The organism is Streptomyces sp. Root1310 (assembly GCF_001426425.1).
GTDB lineage: Bacteria > Actinomycetota > Actinomycetes > Streptomycetales > Streptomycetaceae > Streptomyces.
This window is the reverse complement of the sequence record NZ_LMEQ01000030.1, coordinates 150,523-168,567: the sequence shown is the minus strand read 5'-3', so window position 1 is coordinate 168,567 and position 18,045 is coordinate 150,523. Positions and strand designations below refer to the sequence as shown.

Annotated in this window: 17 protein-coding genes; 7 read left to right on the top strand and 10 right to left on the bottom strand. The window is 72.7% G+C overall.

The window, feature by feature from the left end; genetic code table 11:
• Positions 1–249 precede the first annotated feature (249 nt).
• Positions 250–498 (bottom strand): hypothetical protein, encoded by a 249-nt coding sequence (locus ASD48_RS28015; RefSeq protein ID WP_057604514.1) that lies wholly within the window; start codon positions 496–498, stop codon positions 250–252.
• A gap of 171 nt (positions 499–669) precedes the next feature.
• Between ASD48_RS28015 and ASD48_RS28010 the strand changes: the two genes are divergently transcribed.
• The gene (locus ASD48_RS28010; RefSeq protein ID WP_079074007.1) at positions 670–3,039 is read left to right on the top strand and encodes a WD40 repeat domain-containing protein; all 2,370 of its coding nucleotides are present in this window, start codon (positions 670–672) and stop codon (positions 3,037–3,039) included.
• 220 nt (positions 3,040–3,259) lie between these two features.
• Here ASD48_RS28010 and ASD48_RS28005 read toward each other — a convergent pair whose 3' ends face one another.
• Together ASD48_RS28005 and ASD48_RS28000 are read right to left on the bottom strand one after the other, a co-directional pair.
• A complete protein-coding gene (locus tag ASD48_RS28005) occupies positions 3,260–3,895 on the bottom strand; it encodes a ScbR family autoregulator-binding transcription factor (protein WP_057604512.1) in 636 nt (211 codons plus the stop codon).
• A 223-nt stretch (positions 3,896–4,118) separates the two neighbouring features.
• Entirely contained in the window at positions 4,119–4,853 is a 735-nt protein-coding gene (locus tag ASD48_RS28000) for an SDR family oxidoreductase (RefSeq protein WP_057604511.1), read from the bottom strand.
• A gap of 111 nt (positions 4,854–4,964) precedes the next feature.
• Between ASD48_RS28000 and ASD48_RS27995 the strand changes: the two genes are divergently transcribed.
• Complete coding sequence (locus ASD48_RS27995) at positions 4,965–5,579, top strand: TetR/AcrR family transcriptional regulator (protein WP_057604510.1); 615 nt, start codon at positions 4,965–4,967, stop codon at positions 5,577–5,579.
• A gap of 206 nt (positions 5,580–5,785) precedes the next feature.
• Positions 5,786–6,703, top strand: coding sequence for an SGNH/GDSL hydrolase family protein (locus ASD48_RS27990; RefSeq protein WP_199875991.1), 918 nt, complete (start codon positions 5,786–5,788; stop codon positions 6,701–6,703).
• Between the two features lie 115 nt (positions 6,704–6,818).
• On the opposite strand, the gene ASD48_RS27985 is transcribed toward ASD48_RS27990, so the two are convergent.
• The gene (locus ASD48_RS27985) at positions 6,819–7,136 is read right to left on the bottom strand and encodes a hypothetical protein (RefSeq protein WP_057604509.1); all 318 of its coding nucleotides are present in this window, start codon (positions 7,134–7,136) and stop codon (positions 6,819–6,821) included.
• A gap of 387 nt (positions 7,137–7,523) precedes the next feature.
• Between ASD48_RS27985 and ASD48_RS27980 the strand changes: the two genes are divergently transcribed.
• Positions 7,524–9,674, top strand: a complete 2,151-nt coding sequence (locus ASD48_RS27980; protein ID WP_057604508.1) for an FUSC family protein — start codon at positions 7,524–7,526, stop codon at positions 9,672–9,674.
• Here the strand turns inward: ASD48_RS27980 and ASD48_RS27975 are convergent.
• Positions 9,671–10,993, bottom strand: coding sequence for a cytochrome P450 (locus ASD48_RS27975; protein WP_057604507.1), 1,323 nt, complete (start codon positions 10,991–10,993; stop codon positions 9,671–9,673). The genes ASD48_RS27980 and ASD48_RS27975 overlap by 4 nt on opposite strands.
• Positions 10,994–11,216: 223 nt before the next feature.
• On the opposite strand from ASD48_RS27975, the gene ASD48_RS27970 reads away from it, so the two are divergent.
• Both ASD48_RS27970 and ASD48_RS27965 read left to right on the top strand, forming a co-directional pair.
• A complete protein-coding gene (locus tag ASD48_RS27970; RefSeq protein ID WP_079074006.1) occupies positions 11,217–11,648 on the top strand; it encodes a DUF6153 family protein in 432 nt (143 codons plus the stop codon).
• A 91-nt stretch (positions 11,649–11,739) separates the two neighbouring features.
• Positions 11,740–12,390 (top strand): DUF305 domain-containing protein, encoded by a 651-nt coding sequence (locus ASD48_RS27965; RefSeq protein ID WP_057604506.1) that lies wholly within the window; start codon positions 11,740–11,742, stop codon positions 12,388–12,390.
• A gap of 275 nt (positions 12,391–12,665) precedes the next feature.
• On the opposite strand, the gene ASD48_RS27960 is transcribed toward ASD48_RS27965, so the two are convergent.
• Positions 12,666–13,460, bottom strand: coding sequence for a class I SAM-dependent methyltransferase (locus ASD48_RS27960; RefSeq protein WP_057605019.1), 795 nt, complete (start codon positions 13,458–13,460; stop codon positions 12,666–12,668).
• 139 nt (positions 13,461–13,599) lie between these two features.
• Positions 13,600–14,298 (bottom strand): SDR family NAD(P)-dependent oxidoreductase, encoded by a 699-nt coding sequence (locus tag ASD48_RS27955; RefSeq protein WP_057604505.1) that lies wholly within the window; start codon positions 14,296–14,298, stop codon positions 13,600–13,602.
• Positions 14,299–14,405: 107 nt separating this feature from the next.
• On the opposite strand from ASD48_RS27955, the gene ASD48_RS27950 reads away from it, so the two are divergent.
• Positions 14,406–15,287 (top strand): helix-turn-helix transcriptional regulator, encoded by an 882-nt coding sequence (locus tag ASD48_RS27950; RefSeq protein WP_057604504.1) that lies wholly within the window; start codon positions 14,406–14,408, stop codon positions 15,285–15,287.
• A gap of 140 nt (positions 15,288–15,427) precedes the next feature.
• On the opposite strand, the gene gap is transcribed toward ASD48_RS27950, so the two are convergent.
• The 3 genes from gap to ASD48_RS27935 form a co-directional block, all read right to left on the bottom strand.
• Positions 15,428–16,426 carry a type I glyceraldehyde-3-phosphate dehydrogenase gene (gap, locus tag ASD48_RS27945; protein ID WP_057604503.1) on the bottom strand — a complete coding sequence of 333 codons (999 nt, stop codon included), beginning with the start codon at positions 16,424–16,426 and terminating at the stop codon, positions 15,428–15,430.
• A gap of 142 nt (positions 16,427–16,568) precedes the next feature.
• Complete coding sequence (locus tag ASD48_RS27940) at positions 16,569–17,528, bottom strand: helix-turn-helix domain-containing protein (protein ID WP_057604502.1); 960 nt, start codon at positions 17,526–17,528, stop codon at positions 16,569–16,571.
• Positions 17,529–17,607: 79 nt separating this feature from the next.
• On the bottom strand, positions 17,608–18,042 hold the full coding sequence (locus ASD48_RS27935) for a hypothetical protein (RefSeq protein ID WP_157880714.1): 435 nt from the start codon (positions 18,040–18,042) through the stop codon (positions 17,608–17,610).
• Positions 18,043–18,045 lie beyond the last annotated feature (3 nt).

The following is an 18,045-nucleotide window of genomic DNA, read 5'->3' as shown; positions in this document are numbered from 1 at the left end:
GCATCTCGCGTGTCGCAACGAGCATGGTTGAGCGCCCACCGGAGGTCAAGGCCCCTGCGGCCGGACGGCGCCCGCCCGGCGAACAGGGATCCGGGCAGGTCACCGCTGCTCCACGAAAAGGCCCGTACCGGGGCCGATCCGGCACACGAAAAGCTGCGGGGCCTGTTGAGCGGACACCGCACCCACCGAGGCACTGCCCTCACCCGCTCGGCAGCCGATCACGGCCGGGGTCCGCGACTTCGGGGACGCTCACCGGCCCTGGTCCCCGCGAGGCGGGCCGATGAGTGAACGCAGCACCGGCACCGAGGGACCCGCCGCGGCGAGCCCGGCCAGTACCGCGCCCGCGGCGGGGGCGTCGGCGAGCGCGGTCAGACCGCCGGCCACCAGCCCGATGACGAGCGCGGCGAGGAGGACGACGGCGGTGTGCAGGGACAGGAACGGAGGCTCCGGAACGGAACCGCCCGCGGGGCCGGAGTTCACCGGCGGGTTCGGGGTCATGTCCCCACCGTCCCCGTGCCTGCCGCACCGACCTGCACGGATCGAACAGTTCAGGCGCAACCCGATCAGGACGTGAGTACCGCTGAACACTCTTGGCCACCGTGCCCCGTGTTCAGCGGTGTTCAGGCAAGTTCGACGCTGTCGCGCCCGGCGCGCCCTACTGTGCTGGTCATGGGGCAAACGGGGGACGACATGGCGCACGCGACGGACATCACCTACGTGGACGCGCTCCGGCAGTTGGGGCAGGAGCTCACCCGTCTGCGCTCCGAGCGGGGCGCCCCGTCCTTCGACCGGATCCGCGTGCGTGGACTGAAGGTCTTGCAGGAGGCCGCCGACAGCGCCTGCTCGAAGGGGACCATGAGCAAGGTCTTCGCCGGCGAGCAGTTCATCTCGCTGGACAAGCTGATCTGGCTCGTGCGGGCCGTGATGTCCTGGGACGAGTACGGCGACGAGTGCGTCCCGCCCGAACGCCGCTCCGCGTTGTTGACGCCGTGGCGCAGCCGATGGCAGACCCTCAACGCCTTGCGCGCCACCCGTGCACGGCGTGGTCCGGCGACCGCCGTACAACCGCGGGCACCGAGGCCGATCCCACCGGTGACGGCGGAAACTGCTTCGCCACCCCTCTCGGTTCCCGTCCCACGCACCACCACAACCCCGGCGCCGGCAGATGCTCACTTCACGTCGGCCGGACATTCCCTGGTCGGCCACACGGGGCCCGTCATGTCGGTGGCGTTCTCCCCGGACGGCAGCCTCCTCGCCACCGCCAGCGACGACGGGACCGTGCGGCTGTGGGACCCGTTCACCAGGACCACCATCGGCGAGCCGCTCACCGGCCACGACGGGCCTGTCACGTTGGTGGTCTTCTCCCCCGACGGCCGTTACCTCGCCACCGGCACCCACGGGATCGTCCGCTTGTGGGACCCCGCCACAGGCGCGCCCATCGGCGACCGGCTCACCGGGCATGCCGGATCCGTCTACTCCGTGGCGTTCTCCCCCGACGGCCGGCTCCTGGCCACCGCAGGCAGAGACGGGACCGTACGGTTCTGGAACCCGGCCACCAGTACTCCGGTCGGACGCTCCCTCACCGGCCACGCCGGATCCGTCTACTCCGTTGCGTTCTCCCCCGACGGCCGGCTCCTGGCCACCGGCGGCGAGGACACGACCATGCGCCTGTGGTCCGTGAGCTCCCGTATGCCGCTCGACAGACCCGTCAGAGGCCACACCGCGCCCGTCACCTCGGTGGCGTTCTCCTCCGACGGCTGCCTCCTCGCCACCGCCAGCAACGACGAGACCGTGCGACTGTGGGACCCCCCTACCTGTACACCGGTCGGTGAGCCCCTCACCGGGCACGTCGGATCCGTCTACTCCGTGGCGTTCTCCCCCGACGGCCGGCTCCTCGCCACCAGCGGCAAGGACGGGAGCGTGCGCCTGTGGGACGTGGCTTCCCGCACCCCGCTGCGCAAGTCCCCCCCTGGTCACAGCGGGCGGGTCTGGTCGGTGGCGTTCTCTCCGGACGGTCAGCTGCTCGCCGCCGCCGGCGAGGACCGGACAGCCCGGCTGTGGGGTCGCAGGGAAGACGCGTCCCCACCGAAACGGCCTGCTCCGCTGCCGCTCGCGGCACGCGCCGTGTTGTACGGCATGCACCGCGGCCGGCCCCTGCAGCTGGGGCGACTGCAACTCGTCGGCTCCGTCCACTCGGTGGTGTTCTCCCCGGACGGCCGGCTCCTCGCCACCAGCGGCAGGGACGGGACGGTGCGCCTGTGGAACCCCATCACCCGCAGCTCGACCGGCGACGCGCTCACCGTCCGGTCCGGGGCCGTCGCCCAGGTGGTGTTCTCCCGTGACGGCCGCCTGCTCGCCATCGGCGTCGACGAAGCCGTGCAACTGTGGGACGTGGCATCCCGCGCCCCCGTCGGCGATCCCTTCACCGGCCACGTCGGGCCCGTCACCTCGCTGGCGTTCTCCCCGGACGGCCACACCCTCGCCACGGCCGGCGCCGACTCGACAGTACGACGGTGGGACATGCTGTTCCGCGCCCCCGTCGGCGACCCCCTCACCGGCCATCTCGGGGCCGTCACCTCGCTGGCCTTTTCCCCGGACGGCTCCACACTCACCACCGCCGGCGACGACATGACCGTCCGGCAGTGGGACTTGGGCCGATCGAACCCGGTCAGCGAGGTACTGCACGGCCGCCTTCCCGGTCCTGTCGACTCGGTGGCGTACTCCCCGGACGGCTGCCTCGTCGCCGCCGGCGGCGGGGACGGAACGGTACGCCTGTGGAACTCGGCCACGCGCACCTCGATCCGCGCCTCCTCGATCGGCCATGCGAAGTCCGTGCATTCCGTGGCGTTCTCCCCCGACGGCCGCCTCCTCGCCACCGCCGGCAAGGACAGGACGGTGCGGCTGTGGAACCCGGCCACCTTCAGCCGGATCGGCGATCCTCTCGCCGGTTACAAAGCCCCCGTCCTGTCGGTGGCGTTCGCGCCGGATTCGTCGGTGCTTGCCCTGGCGACGGCGGATCGGGTCGAGCTGTTCGCCTGACGGCTGGGGCAAGAGCGCAGGCACACTGAGACCTGAAGAGAACCGGGGCTGCTCTGAGTCTCGGCGGCCCGGCCCGCACGGACCTCGGAGATCACCGCCTGTCGACACGACCAGCTCACCGCCAAGCTGCGGGCGGCTGTCTCGGGGCGATCGCCGACCTGGGCTTCGTCGGGCTCGACCTGGACCGGCCTGCGGACCCCCGCGGGGCACGGTCCGTCGGCTATTCGGACAGTTCCTCCAGGGCCTCCCCGATCCCGGACCGCAAGGGGAGGTGGTCCGGTGACCCGGCCGGCCACGGCAGGAGGAAGGTCCACAGCTGCGCCACGCGGTCTGCCGAGAGCCAGTCGCGGTCGGTCGCGCCCAGCACCTCGAACCCCGCCGTCGCCGCCACGATCACAGCCGTAACGGCATCGGCCGAGACGTCCTGCCCGAGCTCCCCCTCCTGCTGCGCCTGGACGACGAGATCGTGCACCCACGCCCGCCACCACCGCAGTATCTGCGCCCCGCCCTTTCGGGCCGGATCACCGCCGAGCCGGAACCCCGCCCTGATCACGGGATCACTGACCACGGCCAGGAGCAGGCCGCAGGCCGCGTGGACCAGGGACTGCAACAGCGTGTCCGCCGTGCTGCGACATCGGTGGGCCAGTTCCTCCACGGAGTCCACCGCCGCCCGCTCCACCTCCCGGGCGAGATCGCTCTTGCTCGCGAAGTGGAAATGCAGGGCCCCGGTACTGACACCGGCCCGCTCGCTGATGACGGGAAGAGAGGTCCGCGCGTACCCCTCGGCGGCGAACAGCTCGGCAGCAGCTCGGACAAGAGCCCGACGTGTGCCCACCGCTCGCGCCTGCATGCCCATCAGGGCTCCCTCCCTCAACCGGTACAGGACGACGCGGGACCGGGCCCGCCGACCCGGGACGTGGAGAGCATCCCACCGGGCGACTTCAAGTAAACCGCACGTGTGGTATTTATATACAGAACGATACGTTCCTGATCACTACCGAGCCCGGTCGCGACTGAACGCGACCGATCTCGACCGAAAGGGCACAGCGGGCGCGCGAGGGGCGGTGCGGGTCGAGATATCAGGCGATGCCGCCGTTCACGAAGAGGACCTGCCCGTTGACCCAGCGCCCCGGACCCGCCAGGAAGGCCACGGTCTCGGCGATGTCGTCGGGCGTCCCGAGACGCTCCAGCGGGGGCTGGGCGGCGAGGCGGTCGATCGCCTCCTGGTCCTTGCCCTCCAGGAAGAGCGGGGTGGCGGTCGGGCCGGGCGCGACGGCGTTGACGGTGACGTCCCTGCCGCGCATCTCGCGGGCCAGCACCAGTGTCATGGCCTCGACGGCCCCCTTGCTCGCCGCGTAGGGCGCGTACCCGGGGAAGGCCAGCCGGGTCACCGAGGTGGAGAAGGTGATCACCGCCCCGCCGTCACGGACACGGCGCGCCGCCTCCCGGCCCACGACGAAGGCACCCCGGACATTGGTGCGCATCAGCCGGTCGAACGCGTCGAGATCGAATTCGGCGACCGGCCCCAGGGTCATCACGCCGGCGGTGTGCACCACGACGTCGACCCCGCCGAACGCCGCCTCCACCGCCGAGAAGGCGTCGGCCATGGCTCCCTCGTCGGCGACGTCCCCGGTGACCGCGATCGCCCTGCCGCCGGCGGCCTCGACGGCGGCGACGGTCTCCTCGGCCGCCACCTTGTTGCCCGCGAAATGCACGCCGACCGCCATGCCCTCGGCGGCGAGCCGCCGGGCCACGGCCCGGCCGATCCCTCCGGAAGCGCCGGTGACGAGTGCGACACGTGTGGTCTCGGACATGATGCTGCCTCCAGTTCACTTATGAACGCTGAGTCCATATAACCACGTTGTGAACGGTGCGTCCATATGCCAGGCTGTGGGCCTGTCGGACGATGCCTGGAGGTCGGCGCGATGCAGGAACGGTCGGAACCCGAGGCCGCCCCCGGACCGCGGCGCGGTCGGGGTCGGCGGCCCGCCGCCGAGGTGCGCACGGACGTCCTCGACGCGGCCGGCGCCCTGCTCCTCGACCGGGGCATGGGCACGTTCACCATCGAGGCGGTCGCCGAGCGGGCGGGGGTCAGCAAGACGACGATCTACAAATGGTGGCCGTCCAAGGGCGCGCTCGCCCTCGACGGCTACTTCCACGCCGTGGAGTCCGTCCTGGCCTTCCCGGAGAGCGACGACGTCGAGGCCGACCTCACGGCGCAGCTCCGCGCGTTCGTGCGGATGCTCACCGAGACGCCCGCCGGGCGGGTGGTCGCCGAGCTCATCGGCCAGGCACAGACCGATCCCGAGCTGTCCGCCGCACTGCTGGAACGTTATGCGGGGCCCCGGCGGGAACTGGCGGTCCGGCGGATGCGGCGGGGGCAGGCAGAGGGCCAGCTGCGCCCCGACGCCGATCCCGAGGTCCTCGTGGACCAGCTGTGGGGCGCCTGTTACCACCGCCTGCTGATGCCCAGCCTGCCCGTCACCGAGGACTTCGCGACGAGCCTGATCGCCAACCTGCTGCGCGGTGTCCGCGCCTGACGAGGGGCCCGCCGCGGCCCAGGAACGGAGGAAACGCGCGCGGACCTCCGCTCCGGACGCGGTCCCCCCGCTTCTTCCGGCAACGCGTTCGCTCCCGGCTCTGGCCCCGGTGACCTACCGGACGGTATACAAGCCCAGTCGAACGGTACGCCGACCGTACGGGACGGCGTCGTCGACGGGGCGGGGCTTCAAGGGGGAGGAACTCGATGCAGCGCGACGTTCGCACGGAAGGACCGGCCGGTCACCGCCGAAAGGGCGTCACCTTCCTGGCCGCACTGGGCAGTTGTGCCCTGGTCGCCGCTTCCGCGGCACCGGCCACGGCGCACGGCGGGGGCGGGAAAGGCGGCACCCGTTATGTGGCGCTCGGTGACTCCTACACCTCCGGCCCTCTCATCCCCCGCCAGGTGGACGCCAACTGCGCCCGCTCCGACCACAATTACCCGTCGATCGTGGCCGCGCGGCTTCGTACGACCACGTTCAAGGACGTGAGTTGCGGCGGAGCGACCACCGAGCAGATGTGGAAGGCGCAGGGCACCAACGGCCCCCAACTCGACGCGGTGGGCCGCAACAGCGACCTCGTGACCGTCCAGATCGGCGGCAACGACATGGGCTTCGGCTCCATCATCGGCACCTGCGCCCAGCTGTCCGCGCAGGACCCCACAGGCAACCCCTGCCAGCGCCACTACGGCGCCTCGGGCGTCGACCAGCTCACCGTGGCGATAGCCAGGACCGGCCCCAAGGTGGCCCGGGTGCTCCAGGCCGTGCACGACAGGGCACCGCACGCCCGGATCCTCGTCGTCGGTTACCCGGACCTGCTCCCCGACGACGGCAGCGGCTGTGCGCCCTCGGTGCCGTTCGCCACGCAGGACTTCCCCTACCTGCGGGACACCGGCAAGCGGCTCAACCTGATGCTCCGTCTGGTGGCGCGCTGGAACCACGCCGAGTACGTCGACACCTACGGCCCGACCATCGGCCACGACATGTGCAAGCCCCCGGCGGAGCGGTGGATCGAGCCGTTGCAGCCCGCGTCCCCCGCGGCTCCCGCGCACCCCAACGCCAAGGGTGAGGCGGCCATGGCGGGGGCCGTGTGGCAGCGCCTGACGCACGGCCGCGGCGGCCACTGACCGGCGGAAGACCGACGACGGACGGCGGACGGTGACCCTGGATGTCCGTCGCCGTCCGGCTTCGGGTCGGCCGCTCAGCCGGGCCGCCACCGCGGCCCCGGCTCGCTCGGCCGGCTCACACGTCGGAGTCGATTCCGGTGACCACCGCGGGTCCGAGCGGGGCGCTGGTGTCGTCGAGCCCCGCGGCGTGCAGGGCGGAGTCCGCGAGCCTGCGGGCGTCCTCCTCCGCGTGCGGGCCGCTGTCCGCTTCGACGGCGAGCCGGATGGTGAACGTGTCGTCCTCGTTCACGGTGAGCGGATCCAGGTCCTGCGCGTTGCCCATCCGCGTGTGGTGCGGATCGGCCGGGCGCAGGGCCTGACTCAGCCGCGTTCGCGTCTCGTCCTCGACCCCGCCGGTGAAGGTGCCGGGCACGGTGATCACGTACGTCGTCATGGTGTTTCTGTTCCTTTCCTCGGGTCCCCGGTGCTCGGGTCCTCGGTGCTCGGGCCCTCGGGTGCTCAGGTCCTCAGGTCCTCAGGTCCTCAGGTCCTCAGGCTTCTCTCGCATACCCCGGAGCGGGGCGATCGATCTCCGGTCTCCCCCGTAAGGCCCCCGCCGGCGCGCCCCCGCCTCCTCCGGACGGGCCGAGCACGGCCCGGACCCCGCGCCTGTGCCCCGGTTGTGCCCGCACCACCTGCGCACTTGTCCGGGCAGCCCGCATCGGCCCGGCTGTCGGCACCGATGCGCGCGGCTCCCCCGCGCCCGACTGCGTGACCACCCGACCCGCGCGACACTGAAAGCCGCGGATCATCCTCGGGTGGCGCGCGGAGAGGAGCGCTGATGCCCAAGCGGCCGTCGCTCGCCGAATCCGTCCGGGCCGGCCGGCGCGCGACACGTGTCACGGTCGCCGCGGCGGCCGGGTTCTATCCGGCCGCGTATCTCCTGGACCAGCCCGTGACCGCGGTCTACGCCCTGTTCACGCCCATCGCGTTCGGCATGCTCTCGCCGGTGCCGGGATCCGGGCGCCGACGTGCCATGACCGTGCTGCGTGCCCTGCCGCCCGCCGCCGTCCTCGCCGTCGTCGGCACGGCCCTCGCCGTACAGACCTGGTCGGCCGTGGTCGGCATGCTCTTCGTCGGGTTCGTGCTGATGTTCGGCTCGGTGTGCGGCCCGCGCCTGGCGGGCACCGTCCCCGGGCTTCAGCTGTTCTACATCCTCGCCTGTTTCCCGCCCTTCGCCCCGGAGACACTGCCCCAGCGGTTGACCGGGGTCGCCATCGGCGGGGTCTCCCTCGTCCTGTGCGAGCTGGTGGTGCTCCCCGATCCGCCGGATCCGTCGTACGGGGACCGGATCGCCGACACCCTGGACCTCGCGGCCCACGCGGGCCGCTCCCTGATCCACGCCGAAGGACCGGAGCCCGGTCTGGCCGGACGGCTGAGGGAGGCGGGCCGGGGCCTGCGCTTCTCGCGGCAGGCTGCCGGTGCCCGCCCGACCGGAGCGGGACGGACTGACCGTGCGCTCGCCCAGGCGGGCTCCGCGACCCGGCGGCTCGTCGACCAGCTGGCCGCGCTCACCGAGATGCGCACCGCGCATTCGGACATGGCCTCGCAGAACCTCCTGCACGGCACCGCTGCGGCCTGCGCCGAAACGGCCGGCGCGCTGCGCCGCTCCCGCCCCGCGGCGGGGCCCGAGCTGATCGAGGAGATGATCGACCAGTTCCTGGCCGCACGCGAAGGCGAGCCCGGCAGGCGCGGCTCCCGCCCGCGCCAGGTGCTGCTGCGGCAGTCGACGGTGCTGACGATCGCGGTCTCCGCCGTGACCGTGCGCACGGCCGTCGCCCTGGCGCTCGAAGGCCGTCGGCCGGTGTACGGCCTGCCCCGGGAGCAGTTCTGGTACGCGCGGATGCCGACGGTCCGCCTGTTCGCCATCCGCCTCACCGGCAACCTGACGCGGCGGTCCGTCGTCTTCCAGAACGCGCTGCGCAGCGCCTGCGGTCTCGCACTCGCCCGCCTGGTGGCGGGCTCGCTCGACCTGTCGCACGGCTTCTGGGTGCTGCTGACCGTGCTGACCCTGGGGCGGACCACGGCGGGCGCCACCTGGTCCGCCGTCCGCGCGGCCGTCGTGGGCACACTGGCCGGCGCGCTGGCCGCCGGTCTGCTCCTCATCGGGGCGGGCCAGGCCACCGACGTGTACGCGTACCTGCTCGTTCCGATGATGCTGGTCGCCTTCGCGGTGGGGCCCCTGGAGGGTCCGGCCTGGGCGCAGGGGCTGTTCACCCTGGTCGTCTCCACGGCGTTCGCGCAGATCGCACCCGTGACGTGGCGGCTCGCGGAGATGCGTGTCGTGGACGTGCTGACCGGGAGCGCGGTAGGGCTGCTGTGCGGTGTGGTCGCCTGGCCGTTCGGGGCCCGCGCGGAGACGCGGCGCAGCATGGCGGCGCTGCTCCGGTCCGCTGCGCCCGTGGTGCGGGCCACCACCGCCGCCGTGGCCGGTGACGGCCCGGCGGGCGGTGCGGAGGCCGCCGGCCGGGCCGTCCGGCTGACGCTGCACCGGCTTCGCATCGCGGAGGGCTCGTACGCGCAGTACCGCACCGAGCCCGCCTCCCCTGCCCGCGAGCCCGAGGCCGACTACCTCGCCGCCCTCAACTGCGGCTCCCGTGTCCTGGTCGGCGCCTACTGGCTGCCCCGGACGGACCCTTCGCTCGAGCTGCCGCCCGCAGCCCTGCACTGGGCCCGGCACATCGGCGAGGAGGCGGAGACGGCCATCGTGCGGGCGGCCGACTTCCCCCCGGGCGGCGTCCGTGTGCGGCTGACCCCGCCGCCCTCCCTGCCCTCCGAGGTCCCGCCACGGGTCCAGTCCCTCCTGACCGATGTCGAGGTATGGCTCGACGCGCTCGCAGCGGACCTGCGAACCAGCACCAGCACCACCAGCAGCAGCAGCAGCAGCAGCAGCAGCAGCACCGGACCATCGGTCGTGGCCCGAGCGCCCTAACCCACCAAGGTCGCGACGGTGGGCCCGTCGGGACGCACGGTGATGCCGTACGCCGTCTTGGTGGGGGTGGCGGAGAAGGCCAGGGCGTGGACCGGCAGCAGGTGTTCGAGCAGGACGGTCGACTCACGGAGTGCGAACTGCACACCGAGGCAGGCGCGGGGACCGATACCGAAGGGGAAGTAGGCCCCCGGGTGCGCGGGCCTGCCACCGGGGGTGACGAACCGCCCGGGGACGAAGCGCTCCGGGTCCGGCCACAGGTCGGGATCGCGGTGCGTGAGATACGGGCAGACGAGGAGGTCGGTGCCCGCCTCGACGGTGTAGCCGGCGAGGATGTCGTCCTCGGCGGCGTGGCGGGGCAGGATCCACGCGGACGGGTAGAGCCGGAGCGTTTCGTGGACGAGGGCCTGGATGGCCTGACGGCGCTCCGGCGAGCCGTCGCCGCCGGCGCCCAGCGCCTCTTCGCGCGCGGCCGGGTACCGGTCGAGGAGCAGGTACAGCCAGGTCAGGGTGGTCGCGGTGGTCTCGTGCCCGGCCGTGAGCAGCGTGACCAACTCGTCGCGGATCAACTGATCGGTGTATGCGGGATGTTCGGCGCCGGCGTCGGTCAGGACACGCAGCAGACCCGGCCCCTCCGGGCCGGGCGCCCCGTTTCGGGCGGCCTCGATGGCGTGCCCCGCGACCGCGTCGATCCGGGCGAGATCGGCGGCGACGGCGTCCCGGGCCTCGGAGGGGTCGGCGGGCAGCGTCGGCAGGACGGCCGCCACGGCTGCCACGGAGTCCAGTTCACGCTCGGTGAAGTCATCGAGGGGGTGCCCGGTGAGGGAGCGCCAGATGGCGTCGAGGGCGAAGCGGCGCATCTCCCGCCCGACATCGAGGCTCTGCCCGGTACGGGCGTACCCGGCCCAGCGCGCGGCCGTCGTCCGGGCGGCCTCGGTGATCCGCTGTTCGTAGCGGCGCATCCCGGTGCCGGTGAACTGGGACTGCAACAAGCGGCGTTGACTCTTCCACGCCGTGCCGGTGGCGGCGAGGACCCCGTCGCCGATCAGCAGACGGGCGCGGTGGGAGCGCTTGACGTAGCGCTGCGGGTACCGGGCGAGGACGTGCTGGACCGCCGACGGATCGGTGACGAGCACGGTGGGCGACGGCCCGAGCCGGAACGCGGCGACACCGCCGCACCGCTCACGCACCTGGGCGAGCAACTCGACCAGTTCGCCTCTCTCCGAGCGCCACCGCCGCACGAGTCCGGGCTCGACTTCGGGCACCGGCCGCCCCGTTCCGGTATCGAACGGGAGTGAGCCGGGACCGGCTTCGGATTCCATGATTCTTCTCCTGGTCAACCGCCGTACTGGCCTGCGACGGAGCACTTGCGCTGAGCGGACTGTACGGGATCGGACACCTTCGGTGACAGCACACCGGAGCCGTCCCGGGACTGCGGCTCGACGTTGCGCCTCGTGCCCGGCGCACCGCAACACCGGGACGCCGCCGCCGTCTTGGACGGGTCCGGGTCCGGGTCCGGATCCGGGTCAGCCTAGGATGGCCCCGATGAGGACTCGCGAGCAGCAGCAGCTTGCGCGACCGCCCGTGTGGCGGTGGCGGGCGCTGCTCGTGCTCGGACTGCTCGCCGGGCTGCTGGGCATGCATGCGCTGGCCCCCGGCGGCACCGTCCACGAACACGCCGTGTCCCGGCACATGTCGGCTGTCCCGGTGGACACCGTCTCGGTCGGCGCCGTCTCGGTCGGCGCTCATGACGACTGCGCGGGGGACGGCGGGGACTGCGGTGGAGGACACCTCCATCACGCCGACCCGACCTGCCTTGCCGCCGCGGTGAGCGGTGCGCCGGCTCTGCCCGCGCTCGTTCCCGACCCGGTGCGCGTCCCCGTACGCGCCGAATCCGTGTGCTCGTACGCGGCCGAGGCCCCGGACGGCGCACGCGCGCCACCCTCTCTGGCGGAACTCCAACTCCTGCGGATCTAGACACCGCGCGGCACCACGTCACCACCACGGCGACGCGGTGCGCCTCGACAGGTCCGGATCACTTTTCGCAGAGCACAGCAGGAGTTTCAGCATGCACAACACCCGTACCCTGACCCATCGCGCCGCGCTCACGGCCGCGGCCGTCACGGCCGCGCTCGTCCTCGCCGCCTGCGGCAACGACAGCGGCGGCGGAGACCCGGGCGGTCACAGCTCCGTGCCGTCGTCGACGAGCGCCGACGCGGCGGCCGGAGCGCACAACGCCCAGGACGTGTCCTTCGCCCAGGGCATGATCCTCCACCACCGGCAGGCCCTCGAGATGGCCGAACTCGCCGCCGACCGGGCCTCGTCCGCCGGGGTCAAGGGCCTCGCCTCGCGCATCGAGAAGGCGCAGGGCCCGGAGATCAAGACCCTCGGCGGCTGGCTGACGTCCTGGGGCGAGGACGCACCGACGTCGTCCGACAGCACGACGGGATCCATGCCCGGGATGGACCACTCGGCCGGGTCCGGGATGCCGGGCATGATGGACGGCTCGGACATGGACGAACTGGGCAAGGCGTCCGGCACGGACTTCGACACCATGTTCCTGACCATGATGATCGACCACCACGAAGGCGCCGTGGCCATGGCCACCACCGAGAAGAGCAAGGGCGTCCACGGTCCCGCCACGTCCCTGGCGGACGACATCATCACCGCGCAGACGGCCGAGATCGCCGAGATGAACAAGCTCCTCGGCAGGAGCTGACGAACGGGCGGTGGGGGCCGGTTCGCACACCGGCCCCCTCCGCCCCTGTCGCCGGGTTGCGCGGCCGGGCGGGGCGCGGGGTCGGAGTCCGGCTCGGCCGAGCACACACCCGGGAGGCCCGCGGACGGAGAGATCCTCAGGTGAGGAGGCCTCAGCCCCCTTCCTCGCGGCTCCGGTCGCGGTGCGGCTCCTCCGGCGCACCAGGCGGACCAGGCGCACCAAGCGGACCAGGGCGGACCGGGACGAGATCCCCGGCGGTGGCCCGATGTGACGCCCTACGGACGTCGGCCCCGGACCGCCCAGGCGCGAGCGGTGAGCGCGATCGATCCGTCCGGTCGCGTGGGCACCGTCGCGCGGAGCGCCTCACGCAACCGGTCCCGAGCCGCCGGGGCGAGGGCGGTCACATAGCCTGCCGCGGGACCCTGGCCGCCCAGGAAGGGCTCCCACAGATCCGTGAAGTCGGCGAAGACCGTGGGCACCTCGACCGGGGCGACCCGCACCTCGTCCAGTCCCGCCGCCGTCCACAGCGTGCGCAGCCGTCCCGGCCGGCACAGCGGGAACCTGCGGCCCTCGTCCAGCGCGGCGGCGGAGGGATCCACCGAGATCGCGGCGTCCCAGAAGCGCCGCAGGAACGTCATGCCCTCGGCGTAGTCCCACACGTACGCCGCGACCAGGCCGCCCGGCCGGACCACCCGGGCGGCCTCGGCCACCGCCGCGTCCGGCCCGGGAAGGAAGTTGAGCGCCAGTCCGCTGACGGCCGCGTCGCACGTCCCGTCCCGCAGCGGCAGCGACAGCGCGTCACCCCGCACGCAGCACACCGCCGCGGGAAGGGTGTCACGGGCCGAGGCCACGAACCCCGCCGACCTGTCGAGCGCGACCACGGCCGAGGGCCGGTACCGCGCGGCCACCACCGCCGTCAGGGCTCCCGTCCCGCACCCCGCGTCCAGCCAGCGCAGACCGTCCCCGCAGTTGAGCCAGGCCACGAACTTCTCGGCGACCGCACGACTCCACCGGCCCATGTACCGCTCGTAGGCGTCCCCGGCCGCCCAGATGTCACGTCGCTCCCGCATGCCACCACGATCCCCCGCCGGGTCCGCGACCGCCACGGGCACACCGGCACCGCGCGGTAGGGCGACCGGCTCGGAGGTGGTGCTGCCCACCGTCGGACGCCCGTGGCCCTGACCGTCCCCCTGCGTCCTGCCTCCTGCCTCAGAAGAGGTCGACCGGGCCGGCGCGGTCGATGAAGCGTCCCGTGCCGGCGTCGGGCGTCTCGGTCGCGAGGCGGACGATCGCGTCGGTGCCCTCGGTGACGGACTGCGGGCCGCTGTGGCCGTTGAGATCGGTGGCGGTGTAGCCGGGATCGGCGGCGTTGACGCGGACGTCCTTGAGCCCCTTGGCGTACTGGGTGGTCAACATGGTGAGGGCCGCCTTCGAAGCGGCGTAGAGAGGGGCGACGGCGGAGGACTCGGCCCGCGACGGGTCGTGCGTGCGGGCGAGCGACCCCATGCCGCTGCCGACGTTGATGACGACCGGGTCGGACGACCGGCGCAGCAGCGGGAGGAAGGCGGTGGTCGTCCGGACCACGCCGAAGACGTTGACATCGAAGACGCCCAGCGCGTCCGCGCCGGTCAGTTCGCCGGGATCGCCGTGCGGACCGTGCACGCCGGCGTTGTTGATCAGAACGTCGAGCACGCCTTCGTGGGCGGCGACATCGGCCGCCGCGGCGGCGACGGAGGCATCGTCGGTGACGTCGATACGGACGCATCGCGCGCCCAGTGCGGCCGCGGCCGCGGCGCCCCGCTCCGGGTCCCGGGCTCCCAGGATCACCGTGTGACCGAGTGCGATGAGGCGGCGGGCGGTCTCGTGGCCGAGGCCCTTGTTGGCTCCGGTGATGAACGTGGTGGTCATGCGTCGATCGTGCCCGTCACGGCGGACCCCGGCCAGGGACGCTTCGACCGTAGGAACGGCAGTACTACGATCACCACGATCACGGTTCGGCGAGGCGGTGCGGCAGGATGGACGCCATGGCGACACGAACGGGAGCTGGACTGGGCGCGACGATCCGCGCCTGGCGAGAGCGGTTGTCCCCGTCGGCCGTGGGACTGCCGTCCGCCCGGACCCGTCGCGCGGCGGGGCTGCGCCGCGAGGAACTCGCCGAACGCGCCGGTGTGTCGGTCGACTACGTGGTGCGCCTGGAGCAGGGGCGGGCCACGGCCCCTTCGGCCCAGGTCGTCGCGTCTCTGGCACGCGCTCTGCGACTGACCGTCCCCGAGCGGGACCACCTGTACCGCATGGCCGGGCTGGTCCCTCCGCGCGACGACGTGATCCCCGATGACCTCCCGCCGGGTGTGCACCGTGTGCTGAACCGGCTCGGAGACGTCGCGGTCGCCGTGTTCGCCGCGGACTGGCGGATGATCTGGTGGAACCGCGGGTGGGCGGCGCTGCTCGGTGACCCGTCGGCCACGCCGCCGGAACTGCGCAACTTCGCCCGTGAGCGGTTCCCGGTCGGTTCCGAAGCCGTGCGTATCGCCTCCTGGCCGGTGGTCGTGCGGGACAGCGCCGACTCGGACCTCGCCGTCGTGTCCGACCTGCGCCGCGCCACCGGTCGTTTTCCCGACGACGTGGGCCTGGCCGAGCTGATCCGTGCCCTCACCGTCGGCAATCCGACGTTCGCCCGGCTGTGGGCGAGCGGCGCGGTGGGGGCGCACCGCGAGGACCGCAAGACGGTCGAACACCCCGAGGTCGGTCCCGTCGAGGTGGACTGCGACGTCCTGACCGACGGCGATTCGGACCTCAAGATCGTGATCTTGAGCGCGCTGCCCGGCAGTGCGCACGCGGCCAGGCTGCGGCTCGCGTTGGCCGGCGGCCCCGACAGCGCACCCTCGCGCACCGGCTGACGGTCCTCGACGTGCTCACATGGGTCCGGCAGGTCCCGGTGACATGCCTCCGGCCGTCCGCGGAACGATCCGCGAACGGCCGGAAGTGCCGGAGGGGCCGGAGGGGCCGGAGGGGCCGGAGGGGCCGGAGGGGCCCGCCGTCAGCGCGCGGCGAGGAGCTCGAGGGTGTCGATCACCCGGTGGGAGAAGCCCCACTCGTTGTCGTACCAGGCGACCACCTTGACGTGGCGGCCTTCGACACGGGTGAGGGCCGAGTCGAAGATCGACGAGGCCGGGTTGCCGACGATGTCGGACGACACGAGCGCGTCCTCCGAGTACTCGAGGACGCCGGCGAGCGGGCCCTCGGCCGCGGTGCGGTACGCGGCCAGCACGTCCTCGCGCGTCACGTCGCGGGCCACGGTCGTGTTGAGCTCGACGATCGAACCCACCGGGACCGGTACCCGGATCGAGTCGCCCGACAGCTTGCCGTCGAGGTTCGGCAGCACGAGGCCGATCGCCTTGGCGGCGCCCGTCGTGGTCGGCACGATGTTGACGCCGGCGGCGCGGGCGCGGCGCGGGTCGCGGTGCGGACCGTCCTGGAGGTTCTGCTCCTGCGTGTAGGCGTGCACCGTCGTCATGAAGCCGTGCTCGATGCCGGCGAGGTCGTCGAGCACGGCGGCCAGCGGGGCGAGCGCGTTGGTCGTGCACGAGGCGTTCGAGACGATCGTGTGCAGCTCCGGGTCGTAGGCGTCGGTGTTGACGCCGTACGCGAGCGTCACGTCCGCGCCGTCCGAGGGTGCGCTGACCAGGACCTTCTTCGCGCCCGCGTCGAGGTGGGCGCGGGCGTCCTTGGCCGCGGTGAACCGGCCGGTCGCCTCCAGCACGATGTCGACGTCGAGCTCGGCCCAGGGCAGTCGCGCCGGTTCGCGCTCGGCGAGCACCTTGATGCGACGGCCGTCCACGACCAGGACGTCGCCGTCGACGGCGACCGGGCGACCGAGCCGGCCGGCCGACGAGTCGAAGGCGAGCAGTCGCGCGAGCGCGGCGGGTTCCGTGAGGTCGTTGACGGCGACGATCTCGAGGTCGCTGTCGCGCTGGAGGAGCGCGCGCAGCACGTTGCGTCCGATGCGGCCGAATCCGTTGACGGCGATGCGAGTCATGAGTGGTGTCCCTTCGGTTCGCCACCAGCCTCGCGCGTGGCGCCCGTCGGTGACCTGGGCGTGAGCGCCATGGTTCGAAAGGATCTCGCCACCCGGCCTCCCCGGCCTTTCCGGCCGTGCCTCGCCCCGTCCGGCGGGCCCGCTACTCGCCCTTCGTGAAGGTGCGCCGGTATTCGCTCGGGGTGGTGCCGAGGATCTGCTGGAAATGCGTCCGCAGGTTCGCCCCCGTACCGAGTCCGACGTCGCCGGCGATCTGCTCGACGCCACGCTCGGAGCGTTCGAGCAGCTCACGGGCCCTGTCGATACGGGCGCGCATGACCCACTGCATGGGCGTGTAACCGGTGTCCTCGACGAAGCGCCGCGAGAAGGTGCGTTCCGAGACGGCGGCGTGCCGGGCCATGGTCTCCAGGGTGAGGGGCTCGTCCAGCCGGTGCAGCGCCCACTCGCGGGTGGCGGCGAACCGCTCGCCCAGCGGCTCCGGCACGCTGCGGGGCACGTACTGTGCCTGACCCCCGCTGCGGTACGGCGCGGCGACCAGGCGCCGGGCCGCGTGGTTCGAGGCGGCCACCCCGAGGTCGCGGCGCAGGATGTGCAGGCACAGGTCGATCCCGGAGGCGGCACCGGCCGACGTCAGCACGCTGCCCTCGTCGACGAACAGGACGTTCTCGTCGACCTGGACGAGCGGATGCTTCGCCGCCAGCGCCCGGGTGTAGTGCCAGTGGGTCGTGGCGCGTCTGCCGTCGAGCAGCCCGGTGGCGGCGAGCGCGAAGGCCCCCGTCGAGATGGCCGCCAGCCGGGCGCCCCGGGCGTGGGCGGCGAGCAGCGCGCGCAGAACCGCCCGGGGCGGGTCGTCGACGTCCGGCAGGCGGTAGCCGGGAAGAAAGACGACATCGGCCCATTCGAGCGCGTCCAGACCGTGGGCCACGTGATACGACAGCCCGTCCCCGCCGGTCACCAGCCCGGGCGCCGCGCCGCACACCCGCACCTCGTACGGCATGCTCGCGCGGGTGGTGAACACCTGTGCGGGAATGCCGACGTCGAGCGGCTTGGCCCCCTCGAGCACAAGGACGGCGACACGTTGCAGGCGGGAGGAGGACGACACGCGGAACAGCGTACGGGGGTACGGCCCGCGGTAGCGGCGGGCGGATCCTCGACGCGGCGCCGTCCTGCGGTCCTCCGCGCTATACGCGGGCCCCGGAAACGTGCCGCGGCTCGGCGATCAGCCCGTAGATGACCAGCGCGGACAGGACCATGGTGGCCAGCGACCAGAACGGGTAGACCGGCAGGAAGATCATCTGCCCGACCAGGCAGAACGCGGCCAGACAGATGCCCGTCAGCCGTGCCGCCCTGGAGCCCACGAGCACGCCGATGCCCGCCAGGGCCATCACGAGGCCGATGACGACCCAGATCCAGCCCCAGGCCGTGTAGTTGAGGATGAGCAGGCGGTTGCCCTGGGAGTAGACGGTCGAGTAGTAGCCGTGATTGAAGATCGCCACGAATCCGTTGAGCAGGTTGAACAGAGCGCTGACCAACAACAGGATCCCGGCGAAGGCCACCCAGTGCGAGCGCTCCATCGGAGGTATGGCGTCGTCCGGGAGTGAGGCTTGTCGCTGCATGGG